Below are 15,273 nucleotides of genomic sequence, written 5' to 3' on the forward strand. Positions count from 1 at the left end.
CTGGCCCCCCCGAGTTGCCCGGCGCGCGCACGTCGCGTAGGTCCGCGGGCATGAAGCTCATCATCGGCAACAAGGCCTATTCCTCCTGGTCGCTGCGCGGCTGGCTGGCGTGCAAACAGTCCGGTCTCGCATTCGAGGAGGTCGTCGTGCCCCTCTATGACGACGACTGGGACCGGCGACGCGAGGGCGACGAGTTCGCCCCCTCCTCGGGCAAGGTCCCGATCCTGTGGGACGGCGACGTCGTCGTGTGGGACAGTCTCGCCATCGTCGATTTCCTCGCCGACCGCGTCGGCCGCGACCGGTTCTGGCCCGCGGACGAGGGTGCACGCGCGATGGCGCGATCGATGGCGGCCGAGATGCACGCGGGCTTTCCGAACCTGCGTCGCAAGCACGGCATGAACATCCGCCAGATCTTCCCCCCCGCGCAGCCCGACGACGACGTGATGATCGAGATGGCGCGCATCATGGAGCTGTGGGCGCAGGCCCGCGCGCGTTATGGGGGCGGCGGCGACTTCCTGTTCGGCGAGTTCGGTGCGGCGGACATCATGTTCGCGCCGGTCTGCACCCGAATCGTCACCTGGTCGCTCCCGATCGCTCGGTTCGCCGCGCCCTATATCGACGCGGTGCTGACCCACCCGTTCATGCAGGACTGGATCGCGGGCGCGCAGGGCGAGGACTGGATCATCGAACGGTTCGAACAGCCCGCCAAGGCCCGATGACGCGATGATCGACCCCGTCCAGCTCGCGCACGACCTGCTCGCCTGCGAAAGCGTCACCCCGGCGCGCGGGAGCGTGTTCGACGTTCTTGACACAGCCCTGTCCTCGATCGGCTTCGCCGTCGATCGCTTCGTCACCGGCGACGCCCCCGACGGCCCGGTCGAGAACCTGCTCGCGGTGCGTGGGGCGGGCGCGCCGCACCTCGCCTTCGCGGGTCATCTCGACGTCGTCCCCCCCGGCGACGGCTGGACGAGCGGCGCGTTCGCCCCCGAGGTTCGCGGCGGCCTGCTCCACGGTCGCGGCGCGGTCGACATGAAGGGCGCGATCGCCGCCTTCGCCGCCGCCGCGTCGCGCGCACCCCATGCGGGCACGCTCAGCTTCGTCATCACCGGCGACGAGGAAGGCCCTGCCACCTTCGGCACCCCCGTCCTGATCGAACGGATGCGCGCGCGCGGACTGCTGCCGGACCTCTGCCTCGTCGGCGAGCCGACCTCCGCCGCCCGCCTCGGCGACACGATCAAAATCGGGCGGCGCGGCTCGGTCAACATCTGGATCGAAGTCGCGGGCCGGCAGGGCCATGTCGCCTATCCCCACCTCGCCGAAAACCCCATCCCCCGCCTCGTCGCGCTGCTGGCGGAGATCGACGCGATCGTGCTCGACGAGGGGACCGACTGGTTTCAGCCCTCGAACATCGAGATCACCGACCTGCATGTCGGCAACGGCGCGACCAACGTCATCCCCGCGCGCGCTACCGCACGCATCAGCATCCGCTTCAACGATCGCCACACCGGCGCCAGCCTCGCCACCCGCATCGCGGACCTGGCCCGACGCCACGGCGCGACCACCACCGCGAAAATTTCGGGCGAGGCGTTCCTCACCGAACCCGGCGCGCTCTCGACGCTGGTCGCGGACGCGATCCACGCGCGCACCGCCATCACGCCGGAGCTCTCGACCACCGGCGGCACGTCCGACGCGCGCTTCCTCTCGCGGCTGTGCCCCGTGGTCGAGTTCGGCCTGCTCAACGCGACGATGCACAAGCTCGACGAGGCCGTCGCGGTCGCGGACCTGACCGCGCTGACGGACATCTATGCGGACGTGATCGCCCGCGCGCTGCCCGCAGGGGGCTCGAACGCCCACGCCAGGAACGCCGCCTCGTCCATCGGCTCGGCCACCGCATAGCCCTGGATCACGTCGCATCCGATCACGCGCAGCACTTCGGCCTGCGCCGCGGTCTCGATCCCCGCGCCCACCGCCTCGCAACCCAGCCCCTGGATCAGCCCGACCAGCGCCTGCGCGATCGCGCGCGTCTCGCTGCTGTCGGCAACGCCCGCGATGATGCTGCGGTCGAGCTTGATGCGGTCGACCGGGAACGCGCGCAACCGGGGCAGGCTCGAATAGCCCGTGCCGAAATCGTCGATCGCCAGCGTCGCGCCGTCGCTGCGCAGGTCCTCGATCGCGGCGAGCACGTCGTCGCTGCAGTGCATCGCCAGCGTCTCGCTTACCTCCAGCTCGAGGAGGCGCGCGGGTGCGCCCGCTGCGCGCATCGCCGCACGCAGCCTGCGGAAAAATCCCGCCTGGTTGATCTGCCGCTCGCTCACGTTGATCGCCAGCCGCCGCTCGACGCCCAGCATTTCCCAGCGCCGGATCGTCTCCGCCACGCGCTCGACCACCCACTCGCCGATCTCGACGATCAGTCCGCTTTCCTCCGCCCGCGCCAGGAAATGCGCGGGCAGCGTCAGCCCGCGTGTCGGATGGTTCCAGCGCAGTAAGGCCTCGGCCGCGACCACCGTACCGCGCCCGACGTGATATTGTGGCTGGAACACCAGCGCGAACTGGTCGCGGTCGATCGCCTCGCGCAGTTCCGCCTCCAGCTGGATTCGCTCCGCCATCCGCGCCGCCAGCAGGTCGCTGAACGGTTCGGCACGTCCCCGGCCGTTCTCCTTGGCGTGATACATCGCGGTATCTGCCGCGCGCATCAGGTCGGTCAGCGTCGTGCCGTGCACCGGGCGCAGCGCGATGCCCACCGACGCGCCGATCTGAATCTCGCCCCCGCCCAGCTCGAACGGCTCGCCCAGCGCGAACAGGATCGCGCGGCCGATCTGCGCTGCATCCTCGGTGCTAGCGATCTCAGGGAAGAACAGCGTGAACTCGTCGCCCGCCAGCCGCCCGATCAGCGGCGGCGCCAGCCGCGTACGCGCCACGATCCGCTCCCCGACCGCGCGAAGCCGGTTCGCGACCATCGCGAGCAGCATGTCGCCGATCGCATGGCCCCTGGTGTCGTTCACCGCCTTGAACCGGTCGAGGTCGACGAAGAACAGCGCGCCCTTCGCGCCCCCCTGCATCGTCGCCAGCATCGCCTCGGTCCCGCGGCGGAAATGCGTGCGGTTGGGCAGTCCGGTGACCGGGTCGAACAGCGCCAGCCGCTGGACGCTCTCGAAACTCTCCGCCAACTGCGCGAACAGCGTGTCCATCGCGTTCGCCAGTCGCGGCACCGTCGCATGGACTTCGCGCGCGATCGGGCTCGACAGGTCGCCCCCGGCGCCCTGCGCCAACCGCTCGACCGCACGGTCGATCGCATCTGCGGTATCGCCCAGCGCGCGCTGCGCCGATGCCCAGCACAGAACGGCGCACACGATCGCCGGAATCAGCGCGCGCGCATAGAGGCCCGCACCGAAGCTCGACGGCCCGGTGACGAGCAAGGCGAGCACGAACGCGACCAGCCCGGCCGCGAGCGCGAACGCGATCGCACGGCTCCTGAGCGTCGCACCGTTCATCGCGTGAGCAGCCTCCAGATGGGCGGCGCCAAGGGCCGCGATCCAGCCGGAACCATGCCGCATCATGGGTTAAGACTTTGCCGACCGCTTGGCGGTCTATCCTTACAAACCCCCGCCCCGTCCGGTCTCGCCACGGGGGCGCCGTAGGATGATGTAGAGTGCCCCCACGCCCCCGTGCCGTGGATGCGCGCCCCGCACCGCCGCGATCGCGCTCGCGTGGCGCGACGCGCCGATCCAGTCGGGCACCGCCGCCCGAATCGCGCCGCGCGCGTGGGGCCGCTCGCTCTCCGCACGCGGCGGCTTGCCCGTCACCAGCAGGATCACCCGGTCGCCTCGCGCAATGCTCTCGCCCAGCATCCGGTCGAGCACGGCGTGCGCGGTCCGCAGTGTATGGCCGTGAAGGTCGATCGTCCGGTCGGGTTGAACGACCCCGCGGGTCAGCCGCTTGTCCCAGCCGCCGTCCAGCGTATCGCCCGGCCTGGCGCCGGGCTTGAATGCGGGTGCGGCTGGGGTGGCAGGCGCCCCGAGCCGAACCGGCTGGCGCGACAGCGGCGCGACCGGACCACCCCCCATCATCGGCCGGACGGTCGCCTTCACCCGGGCCCAGAGCGCCGCGCCCTCGGCGTCGGCGTCAGCGCCGCGGCGCCGCACCGCTCGCCCGCGCCCCGATGGATCGCGCCCCGGTGATTCGCTCCAACGTCCCCATCGGCAGCAACAGGAACGCTGTCCCGCGCGCGCTCATCCCGCCCGCGATCGCGCGTGCCTCGTCCCCCGCACCCCAGAAGGTATCGAAGCGGTTCGCCCCACGGATCGCACCACCGGTGTCCTGCGCCACCCACAGGCCCGTCGCGTCGGTTCGGTCCATCGACAGGAAGACGGGCGCACCCAGCGGAATGAATTTCGGATCCGCCGCCACCGTCGCGCCGTCCGCGACCGGCAGCCCCAGCGCGCCGAGCGGCGGGCCGGACAGCTCGCGGAAGAACACATAGCTCTTGTTCTCGTGCATGATTGCACGCCCCTCTTTCGGGTGCGCGTGCAGCCACGCGACGAGACCCTGCATCGAGGTTTGCCCCGGCGCCAGCAGTCCGCGCGCCTTCATCAGCGCGCCGATCCCGGTATAGTCGCGGCCGTTCTGCGTGTCGTAGCCGATCCGCAGGATCGATCCGTCGCGCAGCCGCACCAGCCCCGATCCCTGGATCTGGAGGAAGAACAGTTCGACCGGGTCCGCCGCCCAGCCCAGCACCCGCGCACGCCCGTCGATCGCGCCCGCATCGATCGCCGCGCGATCGAAATACGGCACCAGCTTGCCCGCATCGACGCGCCCGCGGATCTTCTTGCCCTGCAACTCCGCCGAGAATGTCCCCAGGTCCACCTCGACCAGATCGGCCGGACGTGCATAGATCGGCGCGGCGCCATCGCGCCGCTCGCGTGATCCCGCGATCTCGGGAATATAGTATCCGGTAGCGAACGCGCGCCCGTCGCCAACCTGCACCGTCTCGAACCAGCGCCGGAAGAACCCGACCGCGTCGCGCGCATCGGTCGACGCCGCCGAGCACGCCGGCTGCCAGTCCGCACCGGTCGTCAGCCCGGAAAGATCGGTCCGCCGCACCAGCGTCGCACAGCTCGTACGAAACGCCGCCAGCGCACGCGCGGCACCGTCAGCCGTGAACGGTAACGACTGGATCGGCGGCCCCGCGACCAGCCCGGTCGTCGCCGCCGTCGTCGCACCGGTCAGCGCAACCGCGGCCACCGGCGCAATCGGCACCGACGCGACCGGCTGACGCACCGCACCCGATCCATTCGGCGCGACGGAAACCACAGGCCGCTCGGGTGGCGCCACGCCTCCGACGCAGGCCGACAGGGACAGCGCGAGCGCTGCGGCGAAAACTCCCCCCTTGCGACCCATCAGGCTTCGTCGGTGTCCGAGAGCTTCCAGTTGGGATCGCTGCTCTTGAGCGTCCGCGCAAACGTCCAGACATCGTGCGTCTCTACAGCATCGCTGGTCGAGCCGGCCACCAGATTACCCTCCGCATCGCGCGTGACCGCGGCGATATCCGCATCGAACCGAACCGTAATCCGCGCATCACGCCCGATCACAGCCGCATCCGCAATCAACGCGCGGTCGATCGTCACTAGCCGGTTCTCCAGCACATGACCTGCCTCGCGCCGCGCCTCGATCGCCTCGACGAACGTCGCGCGCACATCGTCTTCGACCAGCCACGCCAGAGCATCCTCGTCGCCGCGCCAGAACGCCTCCAGCGTCATCCGATAGGCGGATTTCGCGCCTTCGATGAACTGCGCGGTATCGAACCCGGGCTCAGCCGCGATGATCGCACGCAGCCCCTGTTCGGCCTTGGGCTCCAGCCCGGGCAGCGCGATCGTTCGCGCCTCGGCGGGCGTGTCGACCGTACGCTGAATCGGCGTCGCGACCGCACGCTCCTCCGCCGGCTTCGGCAAGGGCTGTTCATGCCCCGTCCGCTTGCCGAGCACCGAATACAGACGCAACGCCAGAAACCCGGCGACCATCGCAAGTAGGACCAGATAGAACACGTTGCCTCCGACTGCGCTTAACGCCCGACATAGGCGTTAAGGTTCCGGGATACAAATCCGCAGCATGCATGCGGGTGAGGCGCGCGCCGCCTCGGCGTTGAAACCCCCGGTTCGCCCTGCTAGGCGCAAGCCCTTAATTTCAGATCCGGGGCACGCGCCCCGCCCCATTTCGCCGACAGGATGTTTCGATCATGGCCGAGAACGACACCCCCGCGACCCAGCCGCTCGCCAACGGTGCGGACACGTCGCCCGCCGCCGGGCTCATCTCGCAATATGTGAAGGACCTGTCGTTCGAGAACCCGAACGCACCCGGCATCTTCCAGAGCCAGACCGCACCGGAAATCAACGTCCAGTTCGATATCGGCGCGTTCAAGGTCGGCGACGAGGTCCATGAGGTCGTCCTCAAGATCGAGGTCCGCGCGCAGGCCGAGGGGCAGACCGCGTTCGCCGTCGAGCTGTCGTTCGCAGGGCTGTTCGGCCTCCGCAACATCCCCGAGGAGCATGTCCAACCCTTCCTGCTCGGCGAAGCGCCGCGCCTCCTCTTCCCGTTCGCGCGCCGAGTCGTGGCGGACGCGATCCGTGACGGCGGCTTCCCGCCGCTCCTGCTCGATCCGATCGACTTCACCGCACTCTACCAGCAGCAGTCGGCGCAGCAGGGCGTGCAGGATTTCGGAACGTTCGGCCAGGCGTGACCCGACGTAGCGCGCCGGCGATCGACGCATGAACCTCGCCCGCGCGCTCGGCTCGGTCGGCGGGCTGACGCTCGCCAGCCGCATGCTCGGGCTCGTCCGCGATTCGCTGTTCGCGCGGTTCGTCGGCGCGGGGTTCGCCTCCGACGCGTTCCTGATCGCGTTCCGCCTGCCCAACATGTTCCGCGCGCTGTTCGCCGAAGGGGCGTTCAGCGCCGCCTTCATCCCGATGTTCAACCGGAAGGTCGCGGACTCGCAAGGCAAGGGCCTGCCCGACGGCCTGTCCTTCGCGCAGGACGCGCTGTCGGTGCTCCTGCCCGTCCTGATCGGGATGACCGTCCTGCTCGAGCTCGCGGCATGGCCCGTCACCTGGATCATGACGCTCGGTTTCAAGGAGGCGACCGCGGACCAGTTCGCGTTCACCGTCCACCTCGCGCGGCTCACCTTCCCCTACCTGCTCTTCATCAGCCTCGTCTCGCTGCTCGGCGGCATCCTCAATTCGATGCACAAATTCTGGGTCAACGCCGCCGCGCCGATCCTCCTCAACGCGACGCTGATCGCCGCGCTCCTGCTGTTCCACGATCACGAACCGCTGTTCACCGCGCGCAACCAGGCGATCGCGGTCACCGTCTCGGGCGTGCTCCAGTTCGCGTGGCTCTGGTACGCCTGCCGCCGCGCGGGCGTGTCGCTGAAGCTCACGCGCCCGACGCTCGGCCCCGACGTCCGCCGCCTGCTGTCGCTGATCTGGCCCGCCGCCGCGGGCGCGGGCGCGGTGCAGATCAACCTCGTCGTCTCTACCGCGCTCGCCGCCAGCCTGCTCAGCGCGGGCTCGGTCAGCTACATCTATTTCGCGGACCGCCTGAACCAGCTCCCCCTCGGCCTCATCGGCATCGGCCTCGGCACCGTCCTGCTCCCCACCATCTCCGCCCAACTCGGCCGGGGCGACGAGGCGGACGCGATGGCGACGCAGAACCGCGGGCTCGAGCTCGCGCTGTTCCTCACCCTCCCCGCCACCGTCGCGCTCGTGGTGTGCGGCGTCCCGATCGTCGCCGCCTTGTTCCAGCACGGCAAGTTCACCGCCGACGCGACGGTCGCCACCGCGCAGGCGCTCGCCGCCTTCTCGATCGGGCTGCCCTCCTACATCCTCGTCAAGGTCCTGACGCCCGGCTATTACGCGCGGCACGATACGAAGACGCCGGTGCGCTACGCAACGATATCGATCGTCGTGAACCTCGTCCTCAACCTCGCGCTGATCGCGCCGCTGAAGCACATGGGGCCCCCGCTCGCCACCGCGATCGCCTCGACGATCAACGTCGCGATGCTTTGGCGCACGCTGGTGAAGCGCGGGCACTTCGTCCCCGACGCGCGGCTGAAGCGTCGCGCGTGGCGGCTCCTCCTCGCCGCGCTGCTGATGGGGGTCGCGCTATGGTTCGCGAACGACCTGTTCACCCCCTACACGACCGGCGCCAGCCTCACCCGCTGGCTCGCGATGTTCGTGCTGGTGGCTGCGGGCGGGGTCGTCTATCTCGCCGCCACCTTCCTGTTCGGCGCGTTCCGCCTGTCCGACGTGAAGGCCCTTGTTCGTCGTTAGGCGTCCGTCGATAGGAAACCAAGAATGCGCCCCCCCTTTCAGCGGGTAGTCTCCGGGATCAAGCCCACCGGCAACCTCCATCTCGGCAACTATCTCGGCGCGGTGAAGCAGTGGGTCGCGATGCAGGATCAGGTCCTGGGCGCAGGCGGCGAGACGCTCTATTTCATCGCGGATCTCCACGGCCTCACCGAATGGATCGCGCCCGCCGACCTCGCCGCCAACACGATCGAGATGACCGCGACGCTCGTCGCCGCCGGGATCGACCCTGCGCGCTCGACGCTGTTCAACCAGACGCGCGTCCCCGCGCACAGCGAGCTGTCCTGGCTCCTCAACAACGTCGCGCGCGTCGGCTGGCTCAACCGGATGACGCAGTTCAAGGACAAGGCGGGCAAGAATCGCGAGGGCGCCAGCGTCGGGCTCTACGACTATCCCGTCCTGATGGCCGCCGACGTGCTGCTCTACAACGCCACCCACGTCCCCGTCGGCGACGACCAGAAACAGCATCTGGAGCTCGCGCGCGACATCGCGACGAAGTTCAACGCCGACTATGCCACGGAGTTGTTCACGCTCCCCGAACCGCTCGTCAGCGCCGCCGCGCCGCGGATCATGAGCCTGCGCGACGCCTCGGCGAAGATGTCGAAGTCGAACCCGTCCGAGGCCTCGCTCGTCAAGCTGATCGACAGCGACGACACGATCGCGGACAAGTTCCGCAAGGCGAAGACCGATCCGGACGCGCTCCCCGCCACCGTCGCGGAGCTGGCGGATCGTCCCGAGGCGCGCAACCTCGTCACCATCTTCGCCGCGCTGTCCGATCGCACCCCGCAGGACGTGCTGACCGAGTTCGCGGGCAAGGGCTTCGGCGACTTCAAGCCCGCGCTCGCCGATCTCGCGGTCGCCACCCTTTCCCCGATCCGCGACCGCCTCACCCGCCTCCTCGACGACCGTACCGAAGTCGGCGCGATCCTGAACCGCGGCGCGGAAAAAGCGCGCGAGATGGCCGCCCCGACGCTGCTGGCAGCGCAAAAGGCGATGGGGTTGCAGGTCTGATAGCCCCGTTACAGGCCGCTCAACCGCACTTACCATCATCGTCACCCCGGACTTGATCCGGGGTCCAGCTTCTTCTGAACAAACGGCCGGAAAGTCAGCGGGACCCCGGATCAAGTCCGGGGTGACGAGCAGGTTGGTGCGTAGCGCTACCTTGCAAGGGCCACAGCCCTACCCCTCCAATTCCCGCATCAGCATCCGCACCGCCGAGTCCACATCGCGGTCCGTGTCGCGCAGCTCCTCGATCCGCCGCACCGCGTGGATCACCGTCGAGTGATCCCGCCCGCCGAACTTGCGGCCGATTTCGGGCAGCGAGCGCGTCGTCAGCTGCTTGGCCAAATACATCGCGATCTGCCGCGGTCGCGCGATCGCGCGCGCGCGGCGTTCGGAGACGAGATCGACCGGCTTGACCTCGAAATGCGCGCAGACGCGCTTCTGGATCTCGTCGATCGTCACCCGCCGCTGTCCGCCGCGCAGCACGTCGCCCAGCGTCGCCACCGCGAAGTCGAGATCGAGCGTGTCGCCGGTCAGCTGCGCATAGGCGACGACGCGGTTCAGCGCGCCTTCCAGCTCGCGGATATTCGCATGGATCCGCGCCGCCAGCAGGTCGAGCACATCCGCCGGCACGCGCGTATCAGTCAAGTCGGCCAGCTTGCGGTCGAGGATCGTCCGCCGCAGCGCCATGTCGGGTGCCTTGATGTCAGCGACCAGCCCTACCGACATCCGCCCCAGGATCCGCGAATCGACCCCGTCGAGCGCCTGCGGGCAGCGATCCGCCGAGATCACCAGCCGCTTGCCCGCCGCCATCACCTCGTTGATCGTGTGGAAGAATTCCTCCTGCGTCGAATCCTTGCCCGCGATGAACTGGAGGTCGTCGATCAGCAGCAGATCCGCCGAGCGCAGCCGCGCCTTGAACGCATGCGTGTCGCGCGCGCGCAGCGCGGTCACGAACTCGAACATGAACCGCTCGGCCGACATGCACAGCACGCGCGCGCCGGGCACCGCTGCCAGGAACGCGTGCCCGATCGCGTGCATCAGGTGCGTCTTGCCCTGTCCCGTTCCCGAATGGAGGAACAGCGGGCTGAACCGCACCGGCCCCGGCTCCGCCAGCGCCTTGGCCGCGTTGAACGCGACCTTGTTCGACGCGTCCACGACGAACCGGTCGAAGGTGTAGCGCGCCTCGAGCACCGGCTGCTCGACCTCGAACGCCGGCACCGCGGCAACCGGCGCGGGAGCGATCGGTGCCGCCGCCGTGACCGGAACCGCGACCGGCGCAGGCACCGCGCTCAGCACGACCGGTGCGGGTCCCGCGACCCGCGTCTCGATCGTCACGCTGCGGGTGTGCGGCAGGATCGCGCGAAACTCGTGGACCAGCCGGTCGGCATAATGGCTGCGGACCCAGTTGGTCATGAACGCGGAAGGCAGCGCGAGGCGGATGGATTCGTCCTCGCCCGTCTCCACCAGTTCCATCGGCTTGAGCCACTGGTCGAACAGTCGCGCCCCGGCCGATTCGCGCAGGTTGGTGCGGACGCGGGCCCAGGCCCGTGCCACGTCGCTCCCCTCCCCCACGAACCGACCCTGCATCAACGCCACGCACACCTCTCCGATGCCCGGCGACACGGTCGCGGGCGCAGTCTTACGACGACAAAAACATTCCCCCGATGCGGCCCCCGCCGCAAATCGGCCAACGCTATATCATGGGCGCAACCGGCGGACGCCGCTGCGACGTCGGGCAGTTATGAAGAAGCCCGCGAGTCGATCAAGTCCGGTGCGTGTCGCATTTTTGAAATAAAGCGGGTTGACACCCAGCCAGCCACGCAAATGCGTCGAAAAACTTACAAGTCTCTGAATTATATGGTTTTTACTCGAGAGAGCCGTTCATCTTATCCGAGCCCGCGATCCCGAATCGTGGTCAAAGCTGGGTTTGCCGAAACCGCCCCGCGGTTCCCCTGCGGACAGCAAAAAACCCGCCGGGAAATCCCGACGGGCTTTCATAGACCTGCCCCGACAGGGGCCGCGTCGACGGGCTCAGGCGAGCCCGGTCACGGCCTTGGTCAGGCGCGAGAACTTGCGGCTCGCGGTGTTCTTGTGGAGCACGCCCTTGGCGACGCCACGCTGCAGCTCGGGCTGCACCTGCGCCAGCGCGGAAGCCGCCGCGGTCTTGTCGCCCGAAGCCAGCGCGGCCTCGACCTTCTTGACGAAGGTACGGATGCGGCCGACGCGGTTGCCATTCACTTCCGCCCGACGCGCGTTGCGACGGATGCGCTTCTTTGCCTGAGGCGTATTCGCCATGTATGCCCTCGAACTTGTCTGGATCTGTGGAAAAAGGCCACCGGGCTCACCCCGTGCGTCCTTTCGAAGGTGCGCCCCTTAACGACGGCGGGGGTTCAGGTCAACTCCTCTGGTCATCAACTCCTCTGGCCATCAACTCCTCTGGCCATCAACTCCTCTGGCACGCCGCGCACCAGAAGGTCGACCGGCCATGCTCGGTCCGCCGCCGCACGATCGCGCCGCAGTCGCAACGCTCGCCCTCGCGCCCATAAACGCGCCATTGCTTCGAGAAATAGCCCAGCTCGCCATCGGGCCGCGCATAATCGCGCAGCGTCGACCCGCCCGCCGCGATTGCCGCCGTCAGCACCGTCCGCACCGCCGCGATCAGCCGCTCGAGCCGATACAGCGAGATCCGCCCCGCCACGCGCGACGGCGCGATCCGCGCCAGATGCAGCGCCTCGCACACATAGATGTTGCCCAGCCCCGCGACGATTCGCTGGTCGAGCAGCATCGCCTTGATCGGCGCCGCCCGCCCCGCCAGCGCCGCGTACAGATGCTCCGCGGTGAACTCCGACCCTAGTGGCTCCGGCCCCATCGCGACGAACGGTGCATACGCGGCAAGTCCAGTCGTCGCGACGAGATCGACGAACCCGAATCGCCGCGCATCGTTCAGCGCCAGCGTCCGCCCCGCATCGGTCTCCAGCAGCAGGTGATCGTGCGTCATCACGTCGGACGGATCGACCCGCCACCGCCCCGACATGCCCAGATGGAAGATCATCGTGTCGCCGCGATCGGTGTCGATCAGCCCGTATTTCGCGCGCCGCCCGAGCCCGGTCACCACCGCCCCGGTCAGCCGCTGCCGCAGGTCGACCGGAAACGCATGCCGCAGGTCCGCCCGCCGCGCCTCCACCCGCACCAGCCGCGTGCCCTCCAGCACGGGCGCCAGCCCGCGCACGGTCGTCTCGACTTCGGGGAGTTCGGGCACGAAGGGTCCTTTATCGTTGGGCGTGCCTCACCCGGTTCGGGCCGGGCACGCACCGAGCTAGGTTGCGTTTGCCCCGTCCACAAGGCAGGGCTCGCGACCATGAGCGAAACCGTTTCCTTCGGCTACGAAGAGGTCGCCCCCGACGAGAAGACGCGCCGCGTCGGCGGGGTCTTCAGCAGCGTGGCGTCCCGCTACGACATCATGAACGACGCGATGTCGGGGGGCATGCACCGCCTTTGGAAGGACCGCTTCGTCCGCCGCGTGAAGCCGCGCGCGGGCGAGCAGATCCTCGACATGGCGGGCGGCACCGGCGACATCGCGTTCCGCCTCGCCGAATCGGGCGCGAGCGTGACGGTCGCGGACATCAATCCGCAGATGCTCGAAGTCGGCATCGAACGCGCCGCCAAGCGCGGGATAGACGGCCTGGTCTGGACCGAGGCGAACGCCGAGACGCTCACCTTCCCCGACCGGTTCTTCGACGCGTACACGATCGCGTTCGGCATCCGCAACGTGACGGACATCCCCAAGGCGCTCCGCGAGGCGCATCGCACGCTGCGCCGCGGCGGGCGCTTCTTCTGCCTCGAATTCTCGACCACGCTGTGGCCCGGTTTCGCCGAGGTGTACGACAGCTATTCGCACAAGCTGGTCCCCAAGCTCGGCCAGCTCCTCGCGCAGGACGCCGACAGCTATCGCTACCTGATCGAATCGATCCGCCGCTTCCCCGACATGCCGACGTTCGAACGCATGATCGGCGACGCCGGCTTCGTCCGCACGAAGGTCGAGCCGATGCTCGGCGGCCTCGTCGCGATCCACTCGGGCTGGAAGATCTGATGCTCCGGACCGGATCCTCCCCGGCACGGGGAGGGGGACCAGCGCAGCTGGTGGAGGGGGAGCGCCGCCAGCGCCTCACCCGTGGCCTGCCCCCTCCGCCGCCTGCGCTGGCCCCCCTCACCGCGCCGGGGAGGACCTTGTGACCCAGCCCGCCACGCATCTCTGGCGGCTCCTGCGCTGGGGCCGCATCCTTGCCCGCCACGGCGCGCTCAAGGGGATCGAGCGCGATCCCAACGCGCCGCCCGCGGTCCGCCGCCTCTGCCGCATCGCCCGCATCGGCGCGCGCGTCCCCGCCATCCCGCGCTATGCCGACGCGTTCCAGGCGATCGGCCCCGCCGCGATCAAGCTCGGCCAGACGCTCGCCACCCGTCCCGACATCGTCGGCGACGCCGCCGCGACCGATCTGCTCCGCCTCCAGGACCAGCTTCCCCCCGTCCCCTTCGCGGTGATCGAGGCGGCGATGACCGCCAGCTACGGCCGCCCCGTCAGCGATCTGTTCGCGAGCATCGATCCCGTCCCCGTCGGCGCCGCCTCGATCGCGCAGGTCCACCGCGCGATCACGACCGAGGGCGTCCCCGTCGCGGTCAAGGTCCTGCGCCCCGGCGTCGAGGAGGATTTCGCGCGCGCGATCGACACGTACGAATGGGCCGCCGCGCAGATCGAGGCCCGTGGCGGCGAGCTCGCGCGCCTCCGCCCCCGCCTCGTCATCGCCACCTTCAAGCGCTGGACCGCGCGCGAGCTCGACCTGCGCCGCGAAGCGGCATCGGCGTCCGAACTCGCCGAATCGATGGCCGCCGAGCCCAATTTCCAGGTCCCCGCGATCGACTGGCCGCGCACCACCGGCAAGGTGCTGACGCTCGAATGGATCGACGGCATCAAGATGTCGAACCGCGACGCGCTCGTTGCCGCGGGCCACGATCTTCCCGCGCTCGCGCAGACGCTCGTCCACGCCTTCCTCCGCCAGGCGATCGCGGAAGGCTTTTTCCACGCCGACATGCACCAGGGGAACCTCTTCGTCCTCCCGGGCGCCAACGGGCAGGGGCAGATCGCCGCGATCGATTTCGGGATCATGGGCCGGATCGATCGCCGCGCGCGCGTCTGGCTCGCGGAAATCCTCTACGGGCTCATCACCGGCAACTACAAACGCGTCGCCGAGATCCATTTCGAGGCGGGCTACGTCCCCGCGCACCACGACGTCGCCGAATTCGCGACCGCCCTGCGCGCGGTCGGCGAGCCGATGCGCGGGTTGCCCGTCAAGGAAATGTCGATCGGCATGATGCTCGATTCGCTCTTCACGATCACCCGCGATTTCGAGATGCAGACGCAGCCGCACCTGCTCCTCCTCCAGAAGACGATGGTGATGGTCGAGGGCGTCGCGACCACGCTCGATCCCGACATCAACCTGTGGGACACCGCGCAACCCGTCGTCGAGGAGTGGATCCGCACCGAGCTCGGGCCGGAGGCGGCGCTGGCCGATCGCCTCGTCCTCGATTTCCGCACGCTCGCGCGGCTTCCCGATCTCGTCCGCCGCATCGAGGCGCGCTACCCAGCCCCCGGCGGCGCCCCGCCCGCGCCCCCGCTCAGGGAAATCGAGGTCGTCCGCCTCGGCGGCGGCTGGCGCTACGCCGCGGTCGCGCTGCTCGCCGCGGCGGGCGGTATCGCCGCGACGCTCGCGGTGGTCTGGGGCTAGGGCATGAACTGTCCCACGCCCCCACCCCCGTTCGTCTCGAGTAGGGATCGAGCGAAGCCGAGAGCCCGTATCGAGAGACCAGCGTGCGGTCGCGTATCTCGACACGCCGTCCCGACTTCGCTCGACGGCTA

Annotated in this window: 14 protein-coding genes; 7 read left to right on the forward strand and 7 right to left on the reverse strand. The window is 69.2% G+C overall.

Annotated elements, in window-relative coordinates:
• Positions 1 to 50 precede the first annotated feature (50 nt).
• Together ACV7NO_RS13395 and dapE are read left to right on the forward strand one after the other, a co-directional pair.
• Positions 51 to 719 (forward strand): glutathione S-transferase family protein, encoded by a 669-nt coding sequence (locus tag ACV7NO_RS13395; protein WP_463406470.1) that lies wholly within the window; start codon positions 51 to 53, stop codon positions 717 to 719.
• Between the two features lie 4 nt (positions 720 to 723).
• The gene (gene dapE / locus ACV7NO_RS13400; RefSeq protein ID WP_463406471.1) at positions 724 to 1,896 is read left to right on the forward strand and encodes a succinyl-diaminopimelate desuccinylase; all 1,173 of its coding nucleotides are present in this window, start codon (positions 724 to 726) and stop codon (positions 1,894 to 1,896) included.
• Here the strand turns inward: dapE and ACV7NO_RS13405 are convergent.
• The 4 genes from ACV7NO_RS13405 to ACV7NO_RS13420 all read right to left on the reverse strand — a co-directional run bounded on the left by ACV7NO_RS13405 (position 1,803) and on the right by ACV7NO_RS13420 (position 6,017).
• A complete protein-coding gene (locus ACV7NO_RS13405) occupies positions 1,803 to 3,491 on the reverse strand; it encodes a putative bifunctional diguanylate cyclase/phosphodiesterase (RefSeq protein ID WP_463407351.1) in 1,689 nt (562 codons plus the stop codon). The genes dapE and ACV7NO_RS13405 overlap by 94 nt on opposite strands.
• Positions 3,492 to 3,593: 102 nt before the next feature.
• Positions 3,594 to 4,067 carry a Smr/MutS family protein gene (locus tag ACV7NO_RS13410; RefSeq protein ID WP_463407352.1) on the reverse strand — a complete coding sequence of 158 codons (474 nt, stop codon included), beginning with the start codon at positions 4,065 to 4,067 and terminating at the stop codon, positions 3,594 to 3,596.
• Positions 4,068 to 4,122: 55 nt separating this feature from the next.
• Positions 4,123 to 5,277 carry a murein transglycosylase A gene (gene mltA, locus ACV7NO_RS13415; RefSeq protein WP_463406472.1) on the reverse strand — a complete coding sequence of 385 codons (1,155 nt, stop codon included), beginning with the start codon at positions 5,275 to 5,277 and terminating at the stop codon, positions 4,123 to 4,125.
• Positions 5,278 to 5,396: 119 nt separating this feature from the next.
• The gene (locus ACV7NO_RS13420) at positions 5,397 to 6,017 is read right to left on the reverse strand and encodes a Tim44/TimA family putative adaptor protein (protein WP_463407353.1); all 621 of its coding nucleotides are present in this window, start codon (positions 6,015 to 6,017) and stop codon (positions 5,397 to 5,399) included.
• Positions 6,018 to 6,232: 215 nt separating this feature from the next.
• On the opposite strand from ACV7NO_RS13420, the gene secB reads away from it, so the two are divergent.
• Genes secB through trpS form a run of 3 tightly spaced genes read left to right on the forward strand, consistent with a single transcriptional unit; the run spans position 6,233 to position 9,368 of the window.
• Positions 6,233 to 6,733, forward strand: coding sequence for a protein-export chaperone SecB (gene secB / locus ACV7NO_RS13425; protein WP_463406473.1), 501 nt, complete (start codon positions 6,233 to 6,235; stop codon positions 6,731 to 6,733).
• 28 nt (positions 6,734 to 6,761) lie between these two features.
• Positions 6,762 to 8,321 carry a murein biosynthesis integral membrane protein MurJ gene (murJ, locus tag ACV7NO_RS13430; RefSeq protein ID WP_463406474.1) on the forward strand — a complete coding sequence of 520 codons (1,560 nt, stop codon included), beginning with the start codon at positions 6,762 to 6,764 and terminating at the stop codon, positions 8,319 to 8,321.
• Positions 8,322 to 8,345: 24 nt separating this feature from the next.
• Positions 8,346 to 9,368: a tryptophan--tRNA ligase gene (gene trpS / locus ACV7NO_RS13435; protein WP_463406475.1), complete on the forward strand. Its 1,023-nt coding sequence runs from the start codon at positions 8,346 to 8,348 to the stop codon at positions 9,366 to 9,368.
• A gap of 168 nt (positions 9,369 to 9,536) precedes the next feature.
• On the opposite strand, the gene dnaA is transcribed toward trpS, so the two are convergent.
• The 3 genes from dnaA to mutM form a co-directional block, all read right to left on the reverse strand.
• A complete protein-coding gene (dnaA, locus tag ACV7NO_RS13440) occupies positions 9,537 to 10,949 on the reverse strand; it encodes a chromosomal replication initiator protein DnaA (RefSeq protein WP_463406476.1) in 1,413 nt (470 codons plus the stop codon).
• Between the two features lie 444 nt (positions 10,950 to 11,393).
• Positions 11,394 to 11,657: a 30S ribosomal protein S20 gene (gene rpsT / locus ACV7NO_RS13445; RefSeq protein ID WP_463406477.1), complete on the reverse strand. Its 264-nt coding sequence runs from the start codon at positions 11,655 to 11,657 to the stop codon at positions 11,394 to 11,396.
• A gap of 148 nt (positions 11,658 to 11,805) precedes the next feature.
• Positions 11,806 to 12,621 carry a bifunctional DNA-formamidopyrimidine glycosylase/DNA-(apurinic or apyrimidinic site) lyase gene (mutM, locus tag ACV7NO_RS13450; RefSeq protein WP_463406478.1) on the reverse strand — a complete coding sequence of 272 codons (816 nt, stop codon included), beginning with the start codon at positions 12,619 to 12,621 and terminating at the stop codon, positions 11,806 to 11,808.
• Between the two features lie 99 nt (positions 12,622 to 12,720).
• On the opposite strand from mutM, the gene ACV7NO_RS13455 reads away from it, so the two are divergent.
• Together ACV7NO_RS13455 and ubiB are read left to right on the forward strand one after the other, a co-directional pair.
• Entirely contained in the window at positions 12,721 to 13,452 is a 732-nt protein-coding gene (locus tag ACV7NO_RS13455; RefSeq protein ID WP_463406479.1) for a class I SAM-dependent methyltransferase, read from the forward strand.
• 139 nt (positions 13,453 to 13,591) lie between these two features.
• The gene (ubiB, locus tag ACV7NO_RS13460) at positions 13,592 to 15,142 is read left to right on the forward strand and encodes a 2-polyprenylphenol 6-hydroxylase (RefSeq protein ID WP_463406480.1); all 1,551 of its coding nucleotides are present in this window, start codon (positions 13,592 to 13,594) and stop codon (positions 15,140 to 15,142) included.
• The last annotated feature ends 131 nt before the right edge of the window (positions 15,143 to 15,273 follow it).

The organism is Sphingomonas sp. Ell38C01 (assembly GCF_055231975.1).